The organism is Streptomyces sp. NPDC001985 (genome assembly GCF_040296845.1).
Taxonomy (GTDB): Bacteria; Actinomycetota; Actinomycetes; order Streptomycetales; family Streptomycetaceae; genus Streptomyces.
This window is the reverse complement of record NZ_JBEOYB010000015.1, coordinates 75,784-91,836: the sequence shown is the minus strand read 5'-3', so window position 1 is coordinate 91,836 and position 16,053 is coordinate 75,784. Positions and strand designations below refer to the sequence as shown.

Sequence of the window (16,053 nt, the reverse complement as noted above, 5' to 3'; positions counted from 1 at the left end):
GAAATGCTGATCCCCCGTAGGGTCAAGCACCGCAAGCAGCACCACCCCAAGCGCAGCGGTATGTCCAAGGGTGGTACGCAGGTTGCGTTCGGCGAGTACGGCATTCAGGCCCTCACTCCGGCGTACGTGACCAACCGCCAGATCGAGGCGGCCCGTATCGCGATGACCCGCCACATCAAGCGTGGCGGCAAGGTCTGGATCAACATCTACCCGGACCGCCCGCTGACCAAGAAGCCCGCCGAGACCCGCATGGGTTCCGGTAAGGGTTCCCCTGAGTGGTGGATCGCGAACGTCAAGCCCGGTCGGGTGATGTTCGAGCTGTCCTACCCGAACGAGAAGATTGCTCGTGAGGCGCTCACCCGCGCTGCTCACAAGCTTCCGATGAAGTGCCGCATCGTTCGGCGCGAGGCAGGTGAGGCGTGATGTCGGCCGGAACCAAGGCGTCCGAGCTGCGCGAGCTGGGCGGAGAGGAGCTTGTCAACAAGCTCCGCGAGGCCAAGGAAGAGCTGTTCAACCTCCGCTTCCAGGCGGCGACCGGGCAGCTCGAGAACCACGGCCGGCTGAAGGCCGTCCGCAAGGACATCGCCCGGATCTACACCCTGATGCGTGAGCGCGAGCTCGGCATCGAGACGGTGGAGAGCGCCTGATGAGCGAGAGCAACGTGACTGAAGAGAAGACCGCGCGCGGTTTCCGCAAGACCCGTGAGGGTCTGGTCGTCAGCGACAAGATGGACAAGACCGTCGTCGTCGCCGTTGAGGACCGTGTGAAGCACGCGCTGTACGGCAAGGTCATCCGCCGTACGAACAAGCTCAAGGCCCACGACGAGCAGAACGCTGCGGGCGTCGGCGACCGTGTCCTCCTCATGGAGACCCGGCCGCTGTCCGCGACGAAGCGCTGGCGCGTCGTCGAGATCCTTGAGAAGGCCAAGTAATTACCTGAGGGGTTTTCCTCAGGTCAGTTCCGCCAGGCTCGGCGAGGGGCTCCGCTAATCCGGACCCCTCGCCGGGAACCGGCAGACAAATCAGGAGATAGACGTGATCCAGCAGGAGTCGCGACTGCGTGTCGCCGACAACACTGGTGCCAAGGAGATCCTTTGCATCCGTGTTCTCGGTGGTTCCGGTCGCCGCTACGCGGGCATCGGTGACGTCATTGTCGCCACCGTCAAGGACGCGATCCCCGGTGGCAACGTGAAGAAGGGTGACGTCGTCAAGGCGGTCATCGTTCGCACCGTCAAGGAGCGCCGCCGCCAGGACGGCTCGTACATCCGCTTCGACGAGAACGCCGCCGTCATTCTGAAGAACGACGGCGACCCTCGCGGCACCCGTATCTTCGGCCCGGTCGGCCGTGAGCTGCGCGAGAAGAAGTTCATGAAGATCATCTCGCTCGCGCCGGAGGTGCTGTAAGCATGAAGATCAAGAAGGGCGACCTGGTCCAGGTCATCACCGGTAAGGACAAGGGCAAGCAGGGCAAGGTCATTCAGGCCATGCCCCGCGAGGACCGTGTCCTGGTCGAGGGTGTCAACCGGGTCAAGAAGCACACCAAGGCCGGTCAGACCGCTCGCGGTTCCCAGACCGGTGGGATCATCACCACCGAGGCCCCCATCCACGTGAGCAATGTTCAGCTCGTCGTGGAGAAGGACGGCAACAAGGTCGTGACCCGTGTCGGTTACCGCTTCGACGAAGAGGGCAACAAGATCCGCGTTGCCAAGCGGACGGGTGAGGACATCTGATGGCTACCACCACCACTCCGCGTCTCAAGACGAAGTACCGCGAGGAGATCAAGGGCAAGCTGCTTGAGGAGTTCTCGTACGAGAACGTCATGCAGGTTCCCGGCCTCGTCAAGATCGTGGTCAACATGGGTGTGGGCGACGCCGCCCGCGACTCCAAGCTGATCGACGGTGCCATCAAGGACCTCACCACGATCACCGGTCAGAAGCCGGCCGTCACCAAGGCCCGCAAGTCCATCGCGCAGTTCAAGCTGCGTGAGGGTCAGCCGATCGGTGCCCACGTCACGCTCCGTGGCGACCGCATGTGGGAGTTCCTGGACCGCACCCTGTCGCTCGCGCTTCCGCGCATCCGCGACTTCCGTGGTCTGTCCCCCAAGCAGTTCGACGGCCGTGGCAACTACACCTTCGGTCTCACGGAGCAGGTCATGTTCCACGAGATCGACCAGGACAAGATCGACCGCGTCCGGGGTATGGACATCACCGTGGTCACCACGGCGACCAACGACGCCGAGGGCCGCGCGCTCCTCCGTCACCTCGGCTTCCCGTTCAAGGAGGCGTGAGCCGTGGCGAAGAAGGCTCTCATTGCCAAGGCCGCCCGCAAGCCCAAGTTCGGCGTGCGTGCGTACACGCGCTGCCAGCGTTGCGGTCGTCCCCATTCCGTGTACCGCAAGTTCGGCCTCTGCCGTGTGTGCCTTCGTGAGATGGCGCACCGCGGCGAGCTGCCGGGCGTGACCAAGAGCTCCTGGTAATCCCCTAACAGGGAAGCAGGAGTCTCTCGGTAAGCAGAGGGCTGGCGGAAGCCCCGCACTTCATGCCGTAGGCTTGGAGGGTTGGGCGTCCGCCGCCCGTACGACTTACTACGCCGTAGGTCCCCGCGCCGCACCCGTCCCGCCCCTGTGTGGGGAGAGGGATGGCGCATACAGGAAACCCCGGCGAGAGAGGCCGAAGGCCAATTCATGACCATGACTGATCCCATCGCAGACATGCTGACGCGTCTGCGTAACGCGAACTCGGCGTACCACGACTCCGTCGTGATGCCGCACAGCAAGATCAAGTCGCACATCGCGGAGATCCTCCAGCAGGAGGGCTTCATCACGGGCTGGAAGGTCGAGGACGCCGAGGTCGGCAAGAACCTCGTCCTCGAGCTCAAGTTCGGCCCGAACCGTGAGCGCTCCATCGCGGGCATCAAGCGGATCTCGAAGCCGGGTCTCCGGGTGTACGCGAAGTCCACCAACCTGCCCAAGGTTCTCGGTGGCCTCGGCGTGGCGATCATCTCCACGTCGCACGGCCTCCTGACCGGCCAGCAGGCACAGAAGAAGGGCGTGGGTGGGGAAGTCCTCGCCTACGTCTGGTAGTCGGGAACGGAGGAATAGCCAATGTCGCGAATCGGCAAGCTCCCCATTCAGGTTCCCGCCGGTGTGGACGTCACCATCGATGGCCGTACGGTCGCGGTGAAGGGCCCCAAGGGGACCCTGAGCCACACCGTCGCCGCGCCGATCGAGATCGTTAAGGGTGAGGACGGCGTTCTCAGCGTCACCCGCCCGAACGACGAGCGTCAGAACAAGGCCCTTCACGGCCTGTCCCGCACGCTGGTGGCGAACATGATCACCGGTGTGACCACGGGGTACACGAAGGCGCTCGAAATCAGCGGTGTCGGTTACCGCGTCGCCGCGAAGGGCTCCAACCTGGAGTTCCAGCTCGGTTACAGCCACTCGATCCTGGTGGAGGCGCCCGAGGGCATCTCCTTCAAGGTCGAGTCGCCGACCAAGTTCTCGGTCGAGGGCATCGACAAGCAGAAGGTCGGCGAGGTCGCCGCGAACATCCGCAAGCTGCGGAAGCCCGACCCGTACAAGGCCAAGGGCGTCAAGTACGCGGGCGAGGTCATCCGCCGCAAGGTCGGAAAGGCGGGTAAGTAAGCCATGGCATACGGTGTCAAGATTGCTAAGGGCGACGCGTACAAGCGCGCCGCCATCAAGCGACGCCATATCCGCGTCCGCAAGCACGTCTCCGGTACGCCGGAGCGTCCGCGCCTGGTCGTGACGCGTTCCAACCGCAACATCGTGGCTCAGGTCATCGACGACATCGCGGGCCACACGCTCGCGTCGGCGTCGACCCTGGACGTCTCGATCCGCGGTGGCGAGGGCGACAAGAGCGCCCAGGCCAAGCAGGTCGGTGCCCTGGTCGCTGAGCGCGCCAAGGCCGCCGGCGTCGAGGCCGTCGTGTTCGACCGTGGTGGCAACAGGTACGCCGGGCGCATTGCCGCTCTGGCTGACGCCGCCCGCGAAGCCGGGCTGAAGTTCTAAGCCCCGGTTCCGGGACTAACGGACGTAACAGAGAGAGGTAAATCCAATGGCTGGACCCCAGCGCCGCGGAAGCGGTGCCGGTGGCGGCGAGCGGCGGGACCGGAAGGGCCGTGACGGCGGCGCAGCTGCCGCCGAGAAGACCGCGTACGTTGAGCGCGTTGTCGCGATCAACCGCGTCGCCAAGGTTGTCAAGGGTGGTCGTCGCTTCAGCTTCACCGCGCTCGTCGTGGTGGGCGATGGTGACGGCACCGTCGGTGTCGGTTACGGCAAGGCCAAGGAGGTGCCGGCCGCCATCGCCAAGGGTGTTGAGGAGGCCAAGAAGCACTTCTTCAAGGTCCCCCGTATCCAGGGCACCATCCCGCACCCCATCCAGGGTGAGAAGGCCGCGGGCGTCGTCCTGCTGAAGCCTGCTTCCCCCGGTACCGGTGTTATCGCCGGTGGCCCGGTGCGCGCCGTTCTGGAGTGCGCCGGCGTTCACGACATCCTGTCGAAGTCGCTCGGCTCCGACAACGCGATCAACATCGTGCACGCGACCGTGGCGGCCCTCAAGGGCCTGCAGCGTCCCGAGGAGATCGCGGCTCGCCGTGGTCTGCCCCTCGAGGACGTCGCCCCCGCGGCTCTCCTGCGGGCACGTGCGGGAGCGGGTGCGTAATGGCCCGCCTCAAGATCACGCAGACGAAGTCGTACATCGGCAGCAAGCAGAACCACCGCGACACGCTGCGCTCGCTGGGCCTCAAGCGGCTCAACGACGTGGTTGTCAAGGAGGACCGCCCCGAGTTCCGCGGAATGGTGCACACCGTCCGCCACCTCGTGACGGTTGAGGAGGTCGACTGACATGGCGGAGAACAACCCGCTGAGGGTCCACAACCTCCGTCCTGCCCCGGGCGCCAAGACCGCCAAGACCCGTGTGGGTCGTGGTGAGGCGTCCAAGGGTAAGACCGCTGGTCGTGGAACCAAGGGCACCAAGGCCCGTTACCAGGTTCCGGAGCGCTTCGAGGGCGGGCAGATGCCCCTCCACATGCGTCTCCCGAAGCTCAAGGGCTTCAAGAACCCGTTCCGCACCGAGTACCAGGTTGTCAACCTGGAGAAGCTCGCCGTTCTCTACCCCGAGGGTGGAGAGGTCACGGTGGCCGATCTGGTCGCCAAGGGTGCGGTTCGCAAGAACCAGCTCGTCAAGGTCCTGGGCCAGGGCGAGATCTCCGTGGCGCTGACGGTGACGGTTGACTCCGTTTCCGGCTCCGCCAAGGAGAAGATCGCTGCCGCTGGCGGCAGCGTCACCGAGCTCGTCTGAGACCAGTTCGGTGGCTAAAGGCTGAAACATCCGACCGGGGATGCCCTCTCAAATGGGGCATCCCCGGTTGGTCGTTCCTAGGGGGGCACCGTCGCCGGTAAGGTGGCGTGCACTGTTGCTGTAAAGATGCGGGGGCTCTGCCCTCGTGCCCGTAAGGTCCGCTTCCGCAGGGGCCGTATGGGATTGCCTGATTCGTATTCGTCGATCCTCAAGACCGTCACCTCTGACGCAGTAGCGCGGGGGTCGCAGGAGGCACCGTGCTCACCGCGTTCGCCCGGGCGTTCAAGACGCCCGACCTGCGCAAGAAGCTGCTCTTCACGCTCGGCATCATCGTGCTGTACAGGATCGGGTCACACATCCCGGTTCCCGGCATCGATTACCAGAACGTACAGATCTGTGTCAAACAGGCTTCAGAGAGCAACAACAGCCTGTTCGGCCTGGTGAATATGTTCAGTGGCGGCGCGCTGCTGCAGATCACCATCTTCGCGCTGGGCATCATGCCGTACATCACGGCGAGCATCATCCTGCAGCTGCTGACCGTGGTCATTCCGCGGCTGGAGGCCCTCAAGAAGGAGGGCCAGTCCGGCACCGCGAAGATTACCCAGTACACCCGCTATCTCACGGTCGCCCTCGCCGTGCTCCAGGGCACCGGCCTGGTGGCGACGGCCCGCAGCGGTGCGCTGTTCAGCGGCTGCCAAGTGGCCAATCAGATCGTGCCGGACCGATCAATCTTCACAACGATCATCATGGTGACCACCATGACCGCCGGTACCGCCGCCACCATGTGGCTCGGTGAGCTGATCACCGACCGCGGTATCGGCAACGGAATGTCGATCCTGATGTTCATCTCGATCGCCGCCGGCTTCCCCGGCGCGCTGTGGGCCATCAAGGAGAGCGGCAAGCTCGCCCAGGGCTGGATCGAGTTCGGCACCGTCATCCTGATCGGCTTTGTGATGGTGGGCCTGGTCGTCTTTGTGGAACAGGCCCAGCGCCGAATCCCGGTCCAGTACGCCAAGCGCATGATCGGCCGCCGGTCCTACGGCGGTACGTCCACCTACATCCCGCTCAAGGTGAACCAGGCGGGTGTCATTCCCGTCATCTTCGCCTCGTCGCTGCTGTACATTCCGGCGCTGGTCGCCCAGTTCTCCAGCGGTACGTCCGGCTGGAAGACCTTCATCGAGTCGTACTTCGTCAAGGGCGACCACCCCTACTACATCACCGCGTACTTCCTCCTGATCGTGTTCTTCGCGTTCTTCTATGTCGCGATCTCGTTCAACCCCGAGGAAGTCGCGGACAACATGAAGAAGTATGGTGGCTTCATCCCGGGAATCCGGGCAGGTCGACCTACTGCCGAGTATCTGAGCTACGTGCTCAACAGGATCACTTGGCCGGGCTCGCTGTACCTGGGTCTGATTGCTCTCGTCCCGACGATGGCGTTGGCAGGCTTCGGAGGCGCTAACCAGAACTTCCCGTTCGGCGGGACGAGCATCCTCATCATCGTGGGTGTGGGTCTGGAGACCGTGAAGCAGATCGAGAGCCAGCTCCAGCAGCGCAATTACGAAGGGTTCCTCCGCTGATGCGAATCGTCCTCGTCGGGCCACCCGGTGCCGGCAAGGGAACGCAGGCTGCGTACCTTGCCGAGAACCTGTCGATCCCGCACATCTCAACGGGCGACCTCTTCCGTGCCAATATCAGCAAAGGCACCGACCTCGGTCGGCAGGCCAAGTCCTACATGGACGCGGGAGAGCTGGTGCCCGATGAGGTCACCATCGGCATGGCCAAGGACCGGATGGAACAGCCGGACGCCGGGAACGGCTTCCTGCTCGACGGCTTCCCTCGCAATGTCTCGCAGGCCGAGGCGCTCGACGCGATGCTGAAGTCCGAGGGCATGACGCTCGACGCGGTGCTGGACCTGGAGGTCCCCGAGGACGAGGTCGTGAAGCGGATCGCGGGCCGCCGCATCTGCCGCAACGACTCCAGCCATGTCTTCCATGTCACCTACTCGCCCCCGCGGCAGGACGGTGTCTGCGACACCTGCGGTGGCGCTCTGTATCAGCGCGACGACGACTCCGAGGAGACCGTCCGCAAGCGCCTGGAGGTCTACCACACCCAGACCGAGCCGATCATCGACTACTACCGGGGCCAGGGCCTCGTGGTGACGATCTCGGCGCTGGGGAAGGTCACCGATGTGACCGGCCGGGCGATGGAAGCACTGAACAAGCCCGAGAGCGCCTGACCAGGGCGCGCGGGATCAGCTGAACGACGTGAACGGCCGTGGTGTCCGAGCGACACCGCGGCCGTCCGCGTGGGGCGGGGCCCTCGGCCTTCGCCGATAATTGAGGCGACCCGGCACACGGGGAACCGAAGCGGAGCGCGATCACCTCCGCGAGACGGCGGCCGTCCGGCCGCACAGAGGGAGAAGGCAAGGCCATGGTGCAGATCAAGACCCCGGAGCAGATCGCGAAGATGCGCGAGGCGGGGCTGGTCGTCGCCGCGATCCATGCCGCGACCCGCGAAGCCGCCGTCCCCGGCGCCACCACCCGCGACCTGGACGAGGTGGCCCGCAAGGTCATCGCCGACCACGGCGCGAAGTCGAACTTCCTGGGGTACGGCGGGTTCCCCGCCACCATCTGCACCTCGGTCAACGAGGTCGTGGTCCACGGCATCCCCGACGACAAGACCGTCCTCAAGGACGGCGACCTCCTCTCCATCGACGCCGGCGCGATCATCGACGGCTGGCACGGGGACGCCGCCTTCACCGTCTTCGTCGGCACCGGTCACGCCCCGGAGCTGGTCGAGCTGTCCCGGGTGACCGAGGAGTCCATGTGGGCCGGGATCGCCGCCATGAAGCCCGGCAACCGGCTGGTGGACGTCTCCCGCGCCATCGAGACGTACATCCGCCGCCAGCCGAAGCCCGGCGGCGGCCGGTACGGGATCGTCGAGGACTACGGCGGCCACGGCATCGGCACCGAGATGCACATGGACCCGCATCTGCTGAACTATGTCGCCCGCAAGCGCGGCAAGGGCCCCAAGCTGGTCCCCGGCTTCTGTCTGGCGATCGAGCCGATGGTCTCGCTGGGCACGCCGCTGACCGAGGTGCTCTCCGACGACTGGACCGTGATCACCACGGACGGGACCTGGTCCTCCCACTGGGAGCACTCCGTCGCCGTCACCGAGGAGGGCCCCCTCGTGCTCACCTCGCCCGACTGCGGCCGGGCCAAGCTCGCCGAGCTGGGGATCACGGCGGCGCCCGACCCCCTCGGCTGAGACGCTCCCCGGCTCTCCCCCCCGCCGGGATTTCTCCGGCGGGGGTTCTTTCCGGACCGGATGGCGTAAGGATCACCCCGGATGGGCAGACATCCCTGATTCGTCTTTTCGGATGGCCTGACGTAGACTGATGCGTCGGCTCTCGTGTACCCGTGTGTCTGCACACGGCGGCGGGAGTCGATCAAGGTAGCCGATTCGAAGGGCGAAGCGTGGCCAAGAAGCAAGGTGCCATCGAGATCGAGGGCACCGTGATCGAGTCCCTCCCGAACGCGATGTTCAAGGTGGAGCTTCAGAACGGTCACAAGGTCCTCGCGCACATCTCCGGCAAGATGCGGATGCACTACATCCGTATCCTCCCGGACGACAGGGTCGTGGTGGAGCTGTCTCCGTACGACCTGACGCGTGGCCGGATCGTCTACCGGTACAAGTAGATCTTGTCGCGCCCTTCCCGGGTTCCGGGGCGGGTGTCGGCACTGACCCGGAGAACCTGACATCCCATGAAGGTCAAGCCGAGCGTCAAGAAGATCTGCGACAAGTGCAAGGTGATCCGCCGTCACGGCCGGGTCATGGTCATCTGCGACAACCTGCGCCACAAGCAGCGCCAGGGCTGACGCACGCCAACCTGCACTACCGCAGTTCTTCGCGCGACGCGAGCAAACGTACATACGCAGAACCCGCCCAGCCCGCAAGGGCCGGCGACACCTCCGGCGGGGGCCGGGGACCCGGACGTACCACTCCACTTTCCGTGGGGTCGGCGGTCGGGACAGGTTCTGTGGAAGACCCCCGAAAACACAGGAGCCGTTGAATGGCACGCGTTTCCGGTGTCGACATCCCGCGCGAAAAGCGCGTGGAGATCGCACTCACCTACGTCTTCGGTATCGGGCGCACCCGGTCCAAGGAGATCCTCGCCTCGACCGGCGTGAACCCGAACACCCGCGTTCGTGACCTGGCCGAAGAGGACCTGGTCAAGATCCGCGAGTACGTGGACGCCAACCTCCGCACCGAGGGTGACCTCCGGCGTGAGGTGCAGGCCGACATCCGCCGCAAGGTCGAGATCGGCTGCTACCAGGGTCTCCGTCACCGTCGCGGCCTGCCCGTCCACGGTCAGCGCACCAGCACGAACGCCCGTACCCGCAAGGGCCCGCGTCGCGCCATCGCCGGCAAGAAGAAGCCGGGCAAGAAGTAGTCCTCAGCGGACGCTGCGGATGCCGGGGGGCGACCCCCGGGCCCCGCACAGCCAAGCGGTCTTCGCTGTAGGACCGACCACCTCCCGTAGGAGATATAGATGCCCCCCAAGGGTCGTCAGGGCGCTGCCAAGAAGGTGCGCCGCAAGGAAAAGAAGAACGTCGCTCACGGCCACGCGCACATCAAGAGCACGTTCAACAACACCATCGTCTCGATCACGGACCCCTCGGGCAACGTGATCTCCTGGGCCTCCGCCGGCCACGTCGGCTTCAAGGGCTCGCGCAAGTCCACCCCCTTCGCCGCGCAGATGGCCGCCGAGTCGGCCGCCCGCCGCGCGCAGGAGCACGGCATGCGCAAGGTCGACGTCTTCGTCAAGGGTCCCGGCTCCGGCCGTGAGACCGCGATCCGCTCGCTCCAGGCCACGGGCCTGGAGGTCGGCTCGATCCAGGACGTCACCCCCACGCCGCACAACGGCTGCCGTCCGCCGAAGCGCCGCCGCGTCTGAGGCAGGCCAAGGCCGGGACGGTGTTCGCTGCCGGGGGTGTGGGGGTTGCCCCCCTCATACCGCGGCACGGCTGCCGTCCGCCGAAGCGCCGCCGCGTCTGACGCGTTCGCGTTTCGCTGGAGTGTCCGGGCGGTACGGCCCCCTTTCGGGGCGTACCGCCCGTACCCTTGTCACACATATGTCGGGCGTCAAATAGCGGGCGCCCCCGACTGAAGGACCGATACACATGCTGATCGCTCAGCGCCCCTCGCTGACCGAAGAGGTCGTGGACGAGTACCGCTCCCGGTTCGTTATCGAGCCGCTCGAGCCGGGCTTCGGCTACACCCTCGGCAACTCCCTCCGCCGCACCCTCCTCTCCTCGATCCCGGGTGCGGCCGTCACGTCCATCCGTATCGACGGTGTCCTGCACGAGTTCACCACCGTGCCGGGTGTCAAGGAGGACGTGACCGACCTCATTCTCAACATCAAGCAGCTGGTCGTCTCCTCGGAGCACGACGAGCCCGTCGTGATGTACCTGCGCAAGCAGGGCCCCGGGCTGGTCACCGCCGCCGACATCGCGCCCCCGGCCGGTGTCGAGGTGCACAACCCCGACCTGGTGCTCGCCACGCTGAACGGCAAGGGCAAGCTGGAGATGGAGCTGACCGTCGAGCGCGGTCGCGGCTATGTCTCCGCCGTCCAGAACAAGCAGGTGGGCCAGGAGATCGGCCGTATCCCGGTCGACTCCATCTACTCCCCGGTCCTCAAGGTCACCTACAAGGTCGAGGCGACCCGAGTCGAGCAGCGCACCGACTTCGACAAGCTGATCGTCGACGTCGAGACCAAGCAGGCGATGCGTCCCCGTGACGCCATGGCCTCCGCCGGCAAGACCCTGGTCGAGCTGTTCGGTCTCGCCCGCGAGCTGAACATCGACGCCGAGGGCATCGACATGGGCCCGTCCCCCACGGACGCCGCCCTCGCCGCCGATCTGGCGCTGCCGATCGAGGAGCTGGAGCTGACGGTCCGCTCCTACAACTGCCTCAAGCGTGAGGGCATCCACTCGGTGGGCGAGCTCGTCGCCCGCTCCGAGGCGGACCTGCTCGACATCCGCAACTTCGGCGCCAAGTCGATCGACGAGGTCAAGGCGAAGCTGGCCGGCATGGGCCTGGCGCTCAAGGACAGCCCGCCCGGATTCGACCCGACCGCCGCCGCCGACGCCTTCGGCGCCGACGACGACGCGGACGCCGGTTTCGTGGAGACCGAGCAGTACTGATCCACCTCCGGCGGGGTGCGCGGGATCTCCCGGGCGCCCCGCCCGGAAAGCCTTCCCACGGGCAGCCGCCCGCGGGGAACTGACACCGGTACCTGACACGGCCGGTGCAGCACACAAGGAGAAACACCATGCCGAAGCCCGCCAAGGGTGCCCGTCTGGGCGGCAGCGCCGCGCACGAGCGTCTGCTCCTCGCGAACCTCGCGAAGCAGCTGTTCGAGCACGGCCGCATCAGGACGACCGAGGCCAAGGCCCGCCGCCTGCGTCCGGTCGCCGAGCGCCTGATCACCAAGGCGAAGAAGGGCGACATCCACAACCGTCGCCTGGTCCTCGCGACGATCACGGACAAGAGCATCGTGCACACGCTCTTCACCGAGATCGCCCCGCGTTACGCCGAGCGCCCGGGTGGCTACACCCGTATCACCAAGGTCGGCAACCGCCGTGGTGACAACGCGCGCATGGCCGTGATCGAGCTGGTCGAGGGCGAGATCGCCAAGAAGGCCACCGTCGCCGAGGCCGAGGCCGCCGCCAAGCGCGCGGTCAAGGAGGACGCCCTCAAGAAGGAGGACGCGCCCGTCGAGGACGCGCCCGCCGAGACCGCCGAGGACGCCAAGCCGGCCGAGGAGCCCAAGGCCTGACCTTGGCTCGCGCAGTCGGTGAACGGGTCCGCTCCCTCCGGGGAGCGGGCCCGTTCCGCTTGTCGGGAGGCCGGTCCGGGGCTCTCCGGGGCTCTGAGAGGATCTGTGGCGTGAGTGATGATGTGGAGCCCGGTGCGGTCAGGGTCCGGCTGGATCTGTCGTACGACGGGAAGGACTTCTCCGGGTGGGCCAAGCAGGCCGGCGGGCGGCGCACCGTCCAGGGGGAGATCGAGGACGCGCTGCGGACCGTGACCCGGTCCTCCCGGACGTATGAGCTGACCGTCGCCGGACGCACCGACGCGGGGGTGCACGCGCGCGGGCAGGTGGCCCATGTCGATCTTCCGGCCGAGGTGTGGGACGAGCACCGCGAGAAGCTGCTGAAGCGGCTCTCCGGGCGGCTGGCGCGCGATGTGCGGATCTGGCGGGTCGCCGAGGCGCCCGCGGGCTTCAACGCCCGGTTCTCGGCCGTCTGGCGGCGGTACGCCTACCGGGTGACCGACCACCCCGGAGGGGTCGACCCGCTGCTGCGCGGCCATGTGCTCTGGCACGACTGGCCGCTGGACGTGGACGCCATGAACGAGGCGGCGGCCGGCCTGGTGGGCGAGCACGACTTCGCCGCGTACTGCAAGAGGCGCGAGGGCGCGACCACCATCCGCACCCTCCAGCGGCTCTCCTGGGAGCGGGACGCCGACGGGATCGTCACCGCGACCGTGCGGGCCGACGCCTTCTGCCACAACATGGTGCGGTCGCTGGTCGGCGCGCTGCTCTTCGTCGGCGACGGGCACCGGCCGGCGAGCTGGCCCGCGAAGGTGCTGGCCGCCGGGGTGCGGGACTCGGCGGTGCATGTGGTGCGGCCCCACGGGCTCACCCTGGAGGAGGTCGGCTACCCGGCCGACGAGCTGCTGGCGGCCCGGAATCTGGAAGCCCGCAACCGGCGCTCGCTCCCGGGCGCGGCCGGCGGCCCCGGCTCAGCCGGCGGGCTCGGCGACTGCTGCTGAGGCCTGGGCGTTCCCCCGGCGGACGATCTGGCGGAAGACGAACTCCGTCAGATCCTCCTTGGCGCGGTAGGCCCGCTTGTCGCCGGTGGTGACGGAGGTGCCGGTGGTGTACCCGGTGGCCGTGAAGTAGGCGTACCGCCCGTAGGAGTTGGACGTGAAGAGGCAGGCCGGGCCGCCCTTGCAGAAGACGGGGACGCCGGAGCCGCTCAGCGGGGCGATGTTGCCGGTGGACTGGCGGGCGGCCTTCTTCGCCTCGGCCTCCCGGCCGAAGACCGCGACACCGACCGTGACCGCGACGCCGTCCTTGGTGTAGGTGGCGCGGAAGACCTGGTCGCAGCCGTTGCGCGCCAGGACGGTGCCCAGTCCGCCCTGGGTGGCCGCGGCACAGCTCCCGGCCCGGCCGGCCGGACCCTTCGCGTACGCCCGGTCGCCCATGGTCAGCTTCCGGCCGGGGAAGAGGGTGTCCGCGGTCAGCGGCGCGGTGTCCTTCTCCTCGCTGGAGATGAAGTCCTTGGGGTCGGGTGCCTCGGGCGGGGCGACGGAGGAGAACTCCGGCTCGGGCCGGGAGGAGTCGCTCGGCAGCTCCTGCGGGCCGGGCAGCTCACTGGCGCCGGCCCGCGGCGACTTCCCGTCGCTGCCGCTGGAGCGGACGATCGCGGTGGCGACCAGGGAGACGATCGCGATGGTCGCGAGCGCCCCGCCGCCCAGCAGCAGCATCCGCCTGCGGCGGCTGCGGGCCGCCGAGGCGTCGGCGAGCGCGGCCCAGTCGGGGGTGGAGCCGGCCCCCTGGTGCGGCGGCCCTCCCGTGCCCGAGGGGCCAGAGGACCCGGGTGCGCCCTGCCGGGAGTGGTACGGATTCTCGTCCTGCCCGCCGGAGCCCCACTGGGGTCCCCCCTGCCCAAAGCTCATGCCGCGCATCCTAAACCGGTTGGGCGCCGGGGGGCCCGGAGGACAGAATCGGGGTATGGGACATCTGGAAGCGGCACATCTTGAGTACTACCTCCCCGACGGGCGGGTGCTGCTCGGCGACGCCTCGTTCCGGGTGGGTGAGGGCGCGGTGGTCGCGCTCGTCGGGGCGAACGGGGCCGGCAAGACGACCCTGCTGCGGCTGATCGCGGGCGAGCTGCGGCCGCACGGCGGCTCGGTGACGGTCAGCGGCGGTCTCGGGGTGATGCGCCAGTTCATCGGCTCGGTGCGGGACGAGCGGACCGTGCGCGATCTGCTGGTGTCCCTGGCCCAGCCCCGGGTGCGCGACGCGGCGAAGGCGGTCGACGAGGCCGAGCATCTGATCATGACGGTGGACGACGAGTCCGCGCAGATGCGGTACGCGCAGGCGCTGAGCGACTGGGCGGAGGCGCGGGGGTACGAGTCGGAGACCGTCTGGGACATGTGCACGATGGCCGCGCTGGGCGTCCCGTACGAGCGGGCGCAGTGGCGGGAGCTGCGGACCCTCAGCGGCGGCGAGCAGAAGCGGCTGGCGCTGGAGGCGCTGCTGCGGGGGCCCGAGGAGGTGCTGCTGCTGGACGAGCCGGACAACTATCTGGACGTGCCCGGCAAGCGCTGGCTGGAGGAGCGGCTGAAGGAGACCCGCAAGACCGTGCTCTTCGTCTCCCACGACCGGGAGCTGCTGGCGCGCACGGCGGAGAAGATCGTCTCGGTGGAGCCCAGCCCGGCGGGGTCGGACGTCTGGGTGCACGGCGGCGGATTCGGTACGTACCACGAGGCGCGCGCGGAGCGGTTCGCCCGGTTCGAGGAGCTGGGGCGCCGCTGGGAGGAGAAGCGGGCGCAGCTCAAGCGGCTGGTCCTGGACATGCAGCAGTACGCGGCGCGCAGTGACGAAATGGCCTCGCGCTACCAGGCGGCGAAGACCCGGCTGCGGAAGTTCGAGGAGGCGGGGCCGCCGCCCGAGCCGCCGCGCAAGCAGGAGATCACGATGCGGCTGCGCGGCGGGCGCACCGGGGTGCGGGCGGTGACCTGTGAGCGGCTGGAGCTGACCGGTCTGATGAAACCGTTCGATCTGGAGGTCTTCTACGGCGAGCGGGTCGCGGTGCTGGGGTCGAACGGCTCGGGGAAGTCGCACTTCCTGCGGCTGCTCGCGGGTGAGGGCACGGTGGCGCACACGGGTGCGTGGAAGCTGGGAGCCCGGGTGACGCCGGGCCATTTCGCGCAGACGCACGCCCATCCGGAGCTGCTGGGCCGGCCCCTGGTCGAGATCCTCTGGGCCGAGTACGCCAAGGACCGGGGCGGCGCGATGTCGGTGCTGCGGCGGTACGAGCTGGAGCGGCAGGGGGACCAGCCCTTCGACAAGCTCTCCGGCGGGCAGCAGGCGCGCTTCCAGATCCTGCTCCTGGAGCTCCAGGGCACCACCGCGCTGCTGCTGGACGAGCCGACGGACAACCTCGACCTGGAGTCGGCGGAGGCGCTCCAGGAGGGCCTGGAGGCCTATGAGGGGACGGTGCTGGCGGTGACCCACGATCGCTGGTTCGCGCGCAGTTTCGACCGCTATCTGGTCTTCGGCTCGGACGGGGTGGTGCGGGAGACCGAGGGGCCCGTCTGGGACGAGCGGCGGGTGGAGCGGGCCCGCTGACCGGGCTTCCCGGGCCCCCGGCGCGCGGGCTCGCGGAGCGGCTCCGGGGGGTGTCCGCGCAGGTGCGGGGAGTGGGGGCGCGGCCGGCGTTTTGACCCGTCCGGCGGTGCGCGGGTAAGCTGCTGCTTCGTTATGCGTATTGGCTTGCTCTATCTCACGTGAGGGGCCCTTACGCCGGTCCACCGGCCGATGACCAGCGGCGGTGCTCGGGTTGCGTCCCCGAAGTGCTGCCAGTGCTGTTGTGATTGTCCGGCTGGCCTTGTCAGGACCCGCTCCCCGTGCCTCCGGGCCCAGGGAGACCCACTCA

Annotated in this window: 25 protein-coding genes; 24 read left to right on the top strand and 1 reads right to left on the bottom strand. The window is 67.8% G+C overall.

The genetic code is table 11. The annotated features are described in order from the left end of the window. Window positions 1-3 precede the first annotated feature (3 nt). The 23 genes from rplP to truA all read left to right on the top strand — a co-directional run bounded on the left by rplP (window position 4) and on the right by truA (window position 13,159). Window positions 4-423, top strand: coding sequence for a 50S ribosomal protein L16 (gene rplP, locus ABT122_RS09475; protein ID WP_072485538.1), 420 nt, complete (start codon window positions 4-6; stop codon window positions 421-423). Further along, window positions 423-647, top strand: coding sequence for a 50S ribosomal protein L29 (rpmC, locus tag ABT122_RS09470; protein WP_153486748.1), 225 nt, complete (start codon window positions 423-425; stop codon window positions 645-647). The genes rplP and rpmC overlap by 1 nt, the downstream gene beginning before the upstream one ends. Continuing rightward, a complete protein-coding gene (rpsQ, locus tag ABT122_RS09465) occupies window positions 647-931 on the top strand; it encodes a 30S ribosomal protein S17 (RefSeq protein WP_067283945.1) in 285 nt (94 codons plus the stop codon). Before rpmC ends, rpsQ begins: the two co-directional genes overlap by 1 nt. Before the next feature lie 103 nt (window positions 932-1,034). Then, a complete protein-coding gene (rplN, locus tag ABT122_RS09460) occupies window positions 1,035-1,403 on the top strand; it encodes a 50S ribosomal protein L14 (RefSeq protein ID WP_003956455.1) in 369 nt (122 codons plus the stop codon). A gap of 2 nt (window positions 1,404-1,405) precedes the next feature. Beyond that, on the top strand, window positions 1,406-1,729 hold the full coding sequence (gene rplX, locus ABT122_RS09455) for a 50S ribosomal protein L24 (RefSeq protein WP_351547841.1): 324 nt from the start codon (window positions 1,406-1,408) through the stop codon (window positions 1,727-1,729). Continuing rightward, window positions 1,729-2,286 (top strand): 50S ribosomal protein L5, encoded by a 558-nt coding sequence (gene rplE / locus ABT122_RS09450; protein WP_323449569.1) that lies wholly within the window; start codon window positions 1,729-1,731, stop codon window positions 2,284-2,286. Before rplX ends, rplE begins: the two co-directional genes overlap by 1 nt. A 3-nt stretch (window positions 2,287-2,289) precedes the next feature. Next, window positions 2,290-2,475: a type Z 30S ribosomal protein S14 gene (locus tag ABT122_RS09445; protein WP_003956452.1), complete on the top strand. Its 186-nt coding sequence runs from the start codon at window positions 2,290-2,292 to the stop codon at window positions 2,473-2,475. Window positions 2,476-2,682: 207 nt separating this feature from the next. Further along, on the top strand, window positions 2,683-3,081 hold the full coding sequence (rpsH, locus tag ABT122_RS09440) for a 30S ribosomal protein S8 (protein WP_005313538.1): 399 nt from the start codon (window positions 2,683-2,685) through the stop codon (window positions 3,079-3,081). A 21-nt stretch (window positions 3,082-3,102) separates the two neighbouring features. After that, window positions 3,103-3,642, top strand: coding sequence for a 50S ribosomal protein L6 (gene rplF, locus ABT122_RS09435; protein ID WP_351547836.1), 540 nt, complete (start codon window positions 3,103-3,105; stop codon window positions 3,640-3,642). A gap of 3 nt (window positions 3,643-3,645) precedes the next feature. Next, on the top strand, window positions 3,646-4,029 hold the full coding sequence (gene rplR, locus ABT122_RS09430; protein ID WP_153486742.1) for a 50S ribosomal protein L18: 384 nt from the start codon (window positions 3,646-3,648) through the stop codon (window positions 4,027-4,029). A 46-nt stretch (window positions 4,030-4,075) separates the two neighbouring features. Beyond that, on the top strand, window positions 4,076-4,681 hold the full coding sequence (gene rpsE / locus ABT122_RS09425) for a 30S ribosomal protein S5 (RefSeq protein ID WP_005313527.1): 606 nt from the start codon (window positions 4,076-4,078) through the stop codon (window positions 4,679-4,681). Continuing rightward, a complete protein-coding gene (gene rpmD / locus ABT122_RS09420; RefSeq protein ID WP_005313525.1) occupies window positions 4,681-4,863 on the top strand; it encodes a 50S ribosomal protein L30 in 183 nt (60 codons plus the stop codon). The genes rpsE and rpmD overlap by 1 nt, the downstream gene beginning before the upstream one ends. A gap of 1 nt (window position 4,864) precedes the next feature. Further along, window positions 4,865-5,320: a 50S ribosomal protein L15 gene (gene rplO / locus ABT122_RS09415; RefSeq protein WP_351547833.1), complete on the top strand. Its 456-nt coding sequence runs from the start codon at window positions 4,865-4,867 to the stop codon at window positions 5,318-5,320. 257 nt (window positions 5,321-5,577) lie between these two features. After that, window positions 5,578-6,897 carry a preprotein translocase subunit SecY gene (secY, locus tag ABT122_RS09410; RefSeq protein ID WP_351547831.1) on the top strand — a complete coding sequence of 440 codons (1,320 nt, stop codon included), beginning with the start codon at window positions 5,578-5,580 and terminating at the stop codon, window positions 6,895-6,897. After that, window positions 6,897-7,556 (top strand): adenylate kinase, encoded by a 660-nt coding sequence (locus tag ABT122_RS09405; RefSeq protein WP_351547829.1) that lies wholly within the window; start codon window positions 6,897-6,899, stop codon window positions 7,554-7,556. The genes secY and ABT122_RS09405 overlap by 1 nt, the downstream gene beginning before the upstream one ends. Window positions 7,557-7,750: 194 nt before the next feature. Then, window positions 7,751-8,587: a type I methionyl aminopeptidase gene (map, locus tag ABT122_RS09400; RefSeq protein WP_351547826.1), complete on the top strand. Its 837-nt coding sequence runs from the start codon at window positions 7,751-7,753 to the stop codon at window positions 8,585-8,587. A gap of 209 nt (window positions 8,588-8,796) precedes the next feature. Beyond that, window positions 8,797-9,018: a translation initiation factor IF-1 gene (infA, locus tag ABT122_RS09395; protein ID WP_003956442.1), complete on the top strand. Its 222-nt coding sequence runs from the start codon at window positions 8,797-8,799 to the stop codon at window positions 9,016-9,018. Between the two features lie 66 nt (window positions 9,019-9,084). Beyond that, on the top strand, window positions 9,085-9,198 hold the full coding sequence (gene rpmJ, locus ABT122_RS09390) for a 50S ribosomal protein L36 (protein WP_003956441.1): 114 nt from the start codon (window positions 9,085-9,087) through the stop codon (window positions 9,196-9,198). A gap of 194 nt (window positions 9,199-9,392) precedes the next feature. Beyond that, the gene (rpsM, locus tag ABT122_RS09385; RefSeq protein WP_266659690.1) at window positions 9,393-9,773 is read left to right on the top strand and encodes a 30S ribosomal protein S13; all 381 of its coding nucleotides are present in this window, start codon (window positions 9,393-9,395) and stop codon (window positions 9,771-9,773) included. A 99-nt stretch (window positions 9,774-9,872) separates the two neighbouring features. Then, window positions 9,873-10,277, top strand: a complete 405-nt coding sequence (rpsK, locus tag ABT122_RS09380; RefSeq protein ID WP_003956432.1) for a 30S ribosomal protein S11 — start codon at window positions 9,873-9,875, stop codon at window positions 10,275-10,277. Between the two features lie 226 nt (window positions 10,278-10,503). Next, a complete protein-coding gene (locus ABT122_RS09375; RefSeq protein ID WP_003956430.1) occupies window positions 10,504-11,526 on the top strand; it encodes a DNA-directed RNA polymerase subunit alpha in 1,023 nt (340 codons plus the stop codon). A 128-nt stretch (window positions 11,527-11,654) separates the two neighbouring features. After that, window positions 11,655-12,161 (top strand): 50S ribosomal protein L17, encoded by a 507-nt coding sequence (rplQ, locus tag ABT122_RS09370; RefSeq protein ID WP_351547822.1) that lies wholly within the window; start codon window positions 11,655-11,657, stop codon window positions 12,159-12,161. 110 nt (window positions 12,162-12,271) lie between these two features. Then, window positions 12,272-13,159 (top strand): tRNA pseudouridine(38-40) synthase TruA, encoded by an 888-nt coding sequence (gene truA, locus ABT122_RS09365; RefSeq protein ID WP_351547820.1) that lies wholly within the window; start codon window positions 12,272-12,274, stop codon window positions 13,157-13,159. Here the strand turns inward: truA and ABT122_RS09360 are convergent. Next, the gene (locus tag ABT122_RS09360) at window positions 13,130-14,068 is read right to left on the bottom strand and encodes a hypothetical protein (RefSeq protein ID WP_351547817.1); all 939 of its coding nucleotides are present in this window, start codon (window positions 14,066-14,068) and stop codon (window positions 13,130-13,132) included. The genes truA and ABT122_RS09360 overlap by 30 nt on opposite strands. Window positions 14,069-14,123: 55 nt before the next feature. On the opposite strand from ABT122_RS09360, the gene ABT122_RS09355 reads away from it, so the two are divergent. Further along, complete coding sequence (locus tag ABT122_RS09355; protein WP_351547814.1) at window positions 14,124-15,746, top strand: ABC-F family ATP-binding cassette domain-containing protein; 1,623 nt, start codon at window positions 14,124-14,126, stop codon at window positions 15,744-15,746. The last annotated feature ends 307 nt before the right edge of the window (window positions 15,747-16,053 follow it).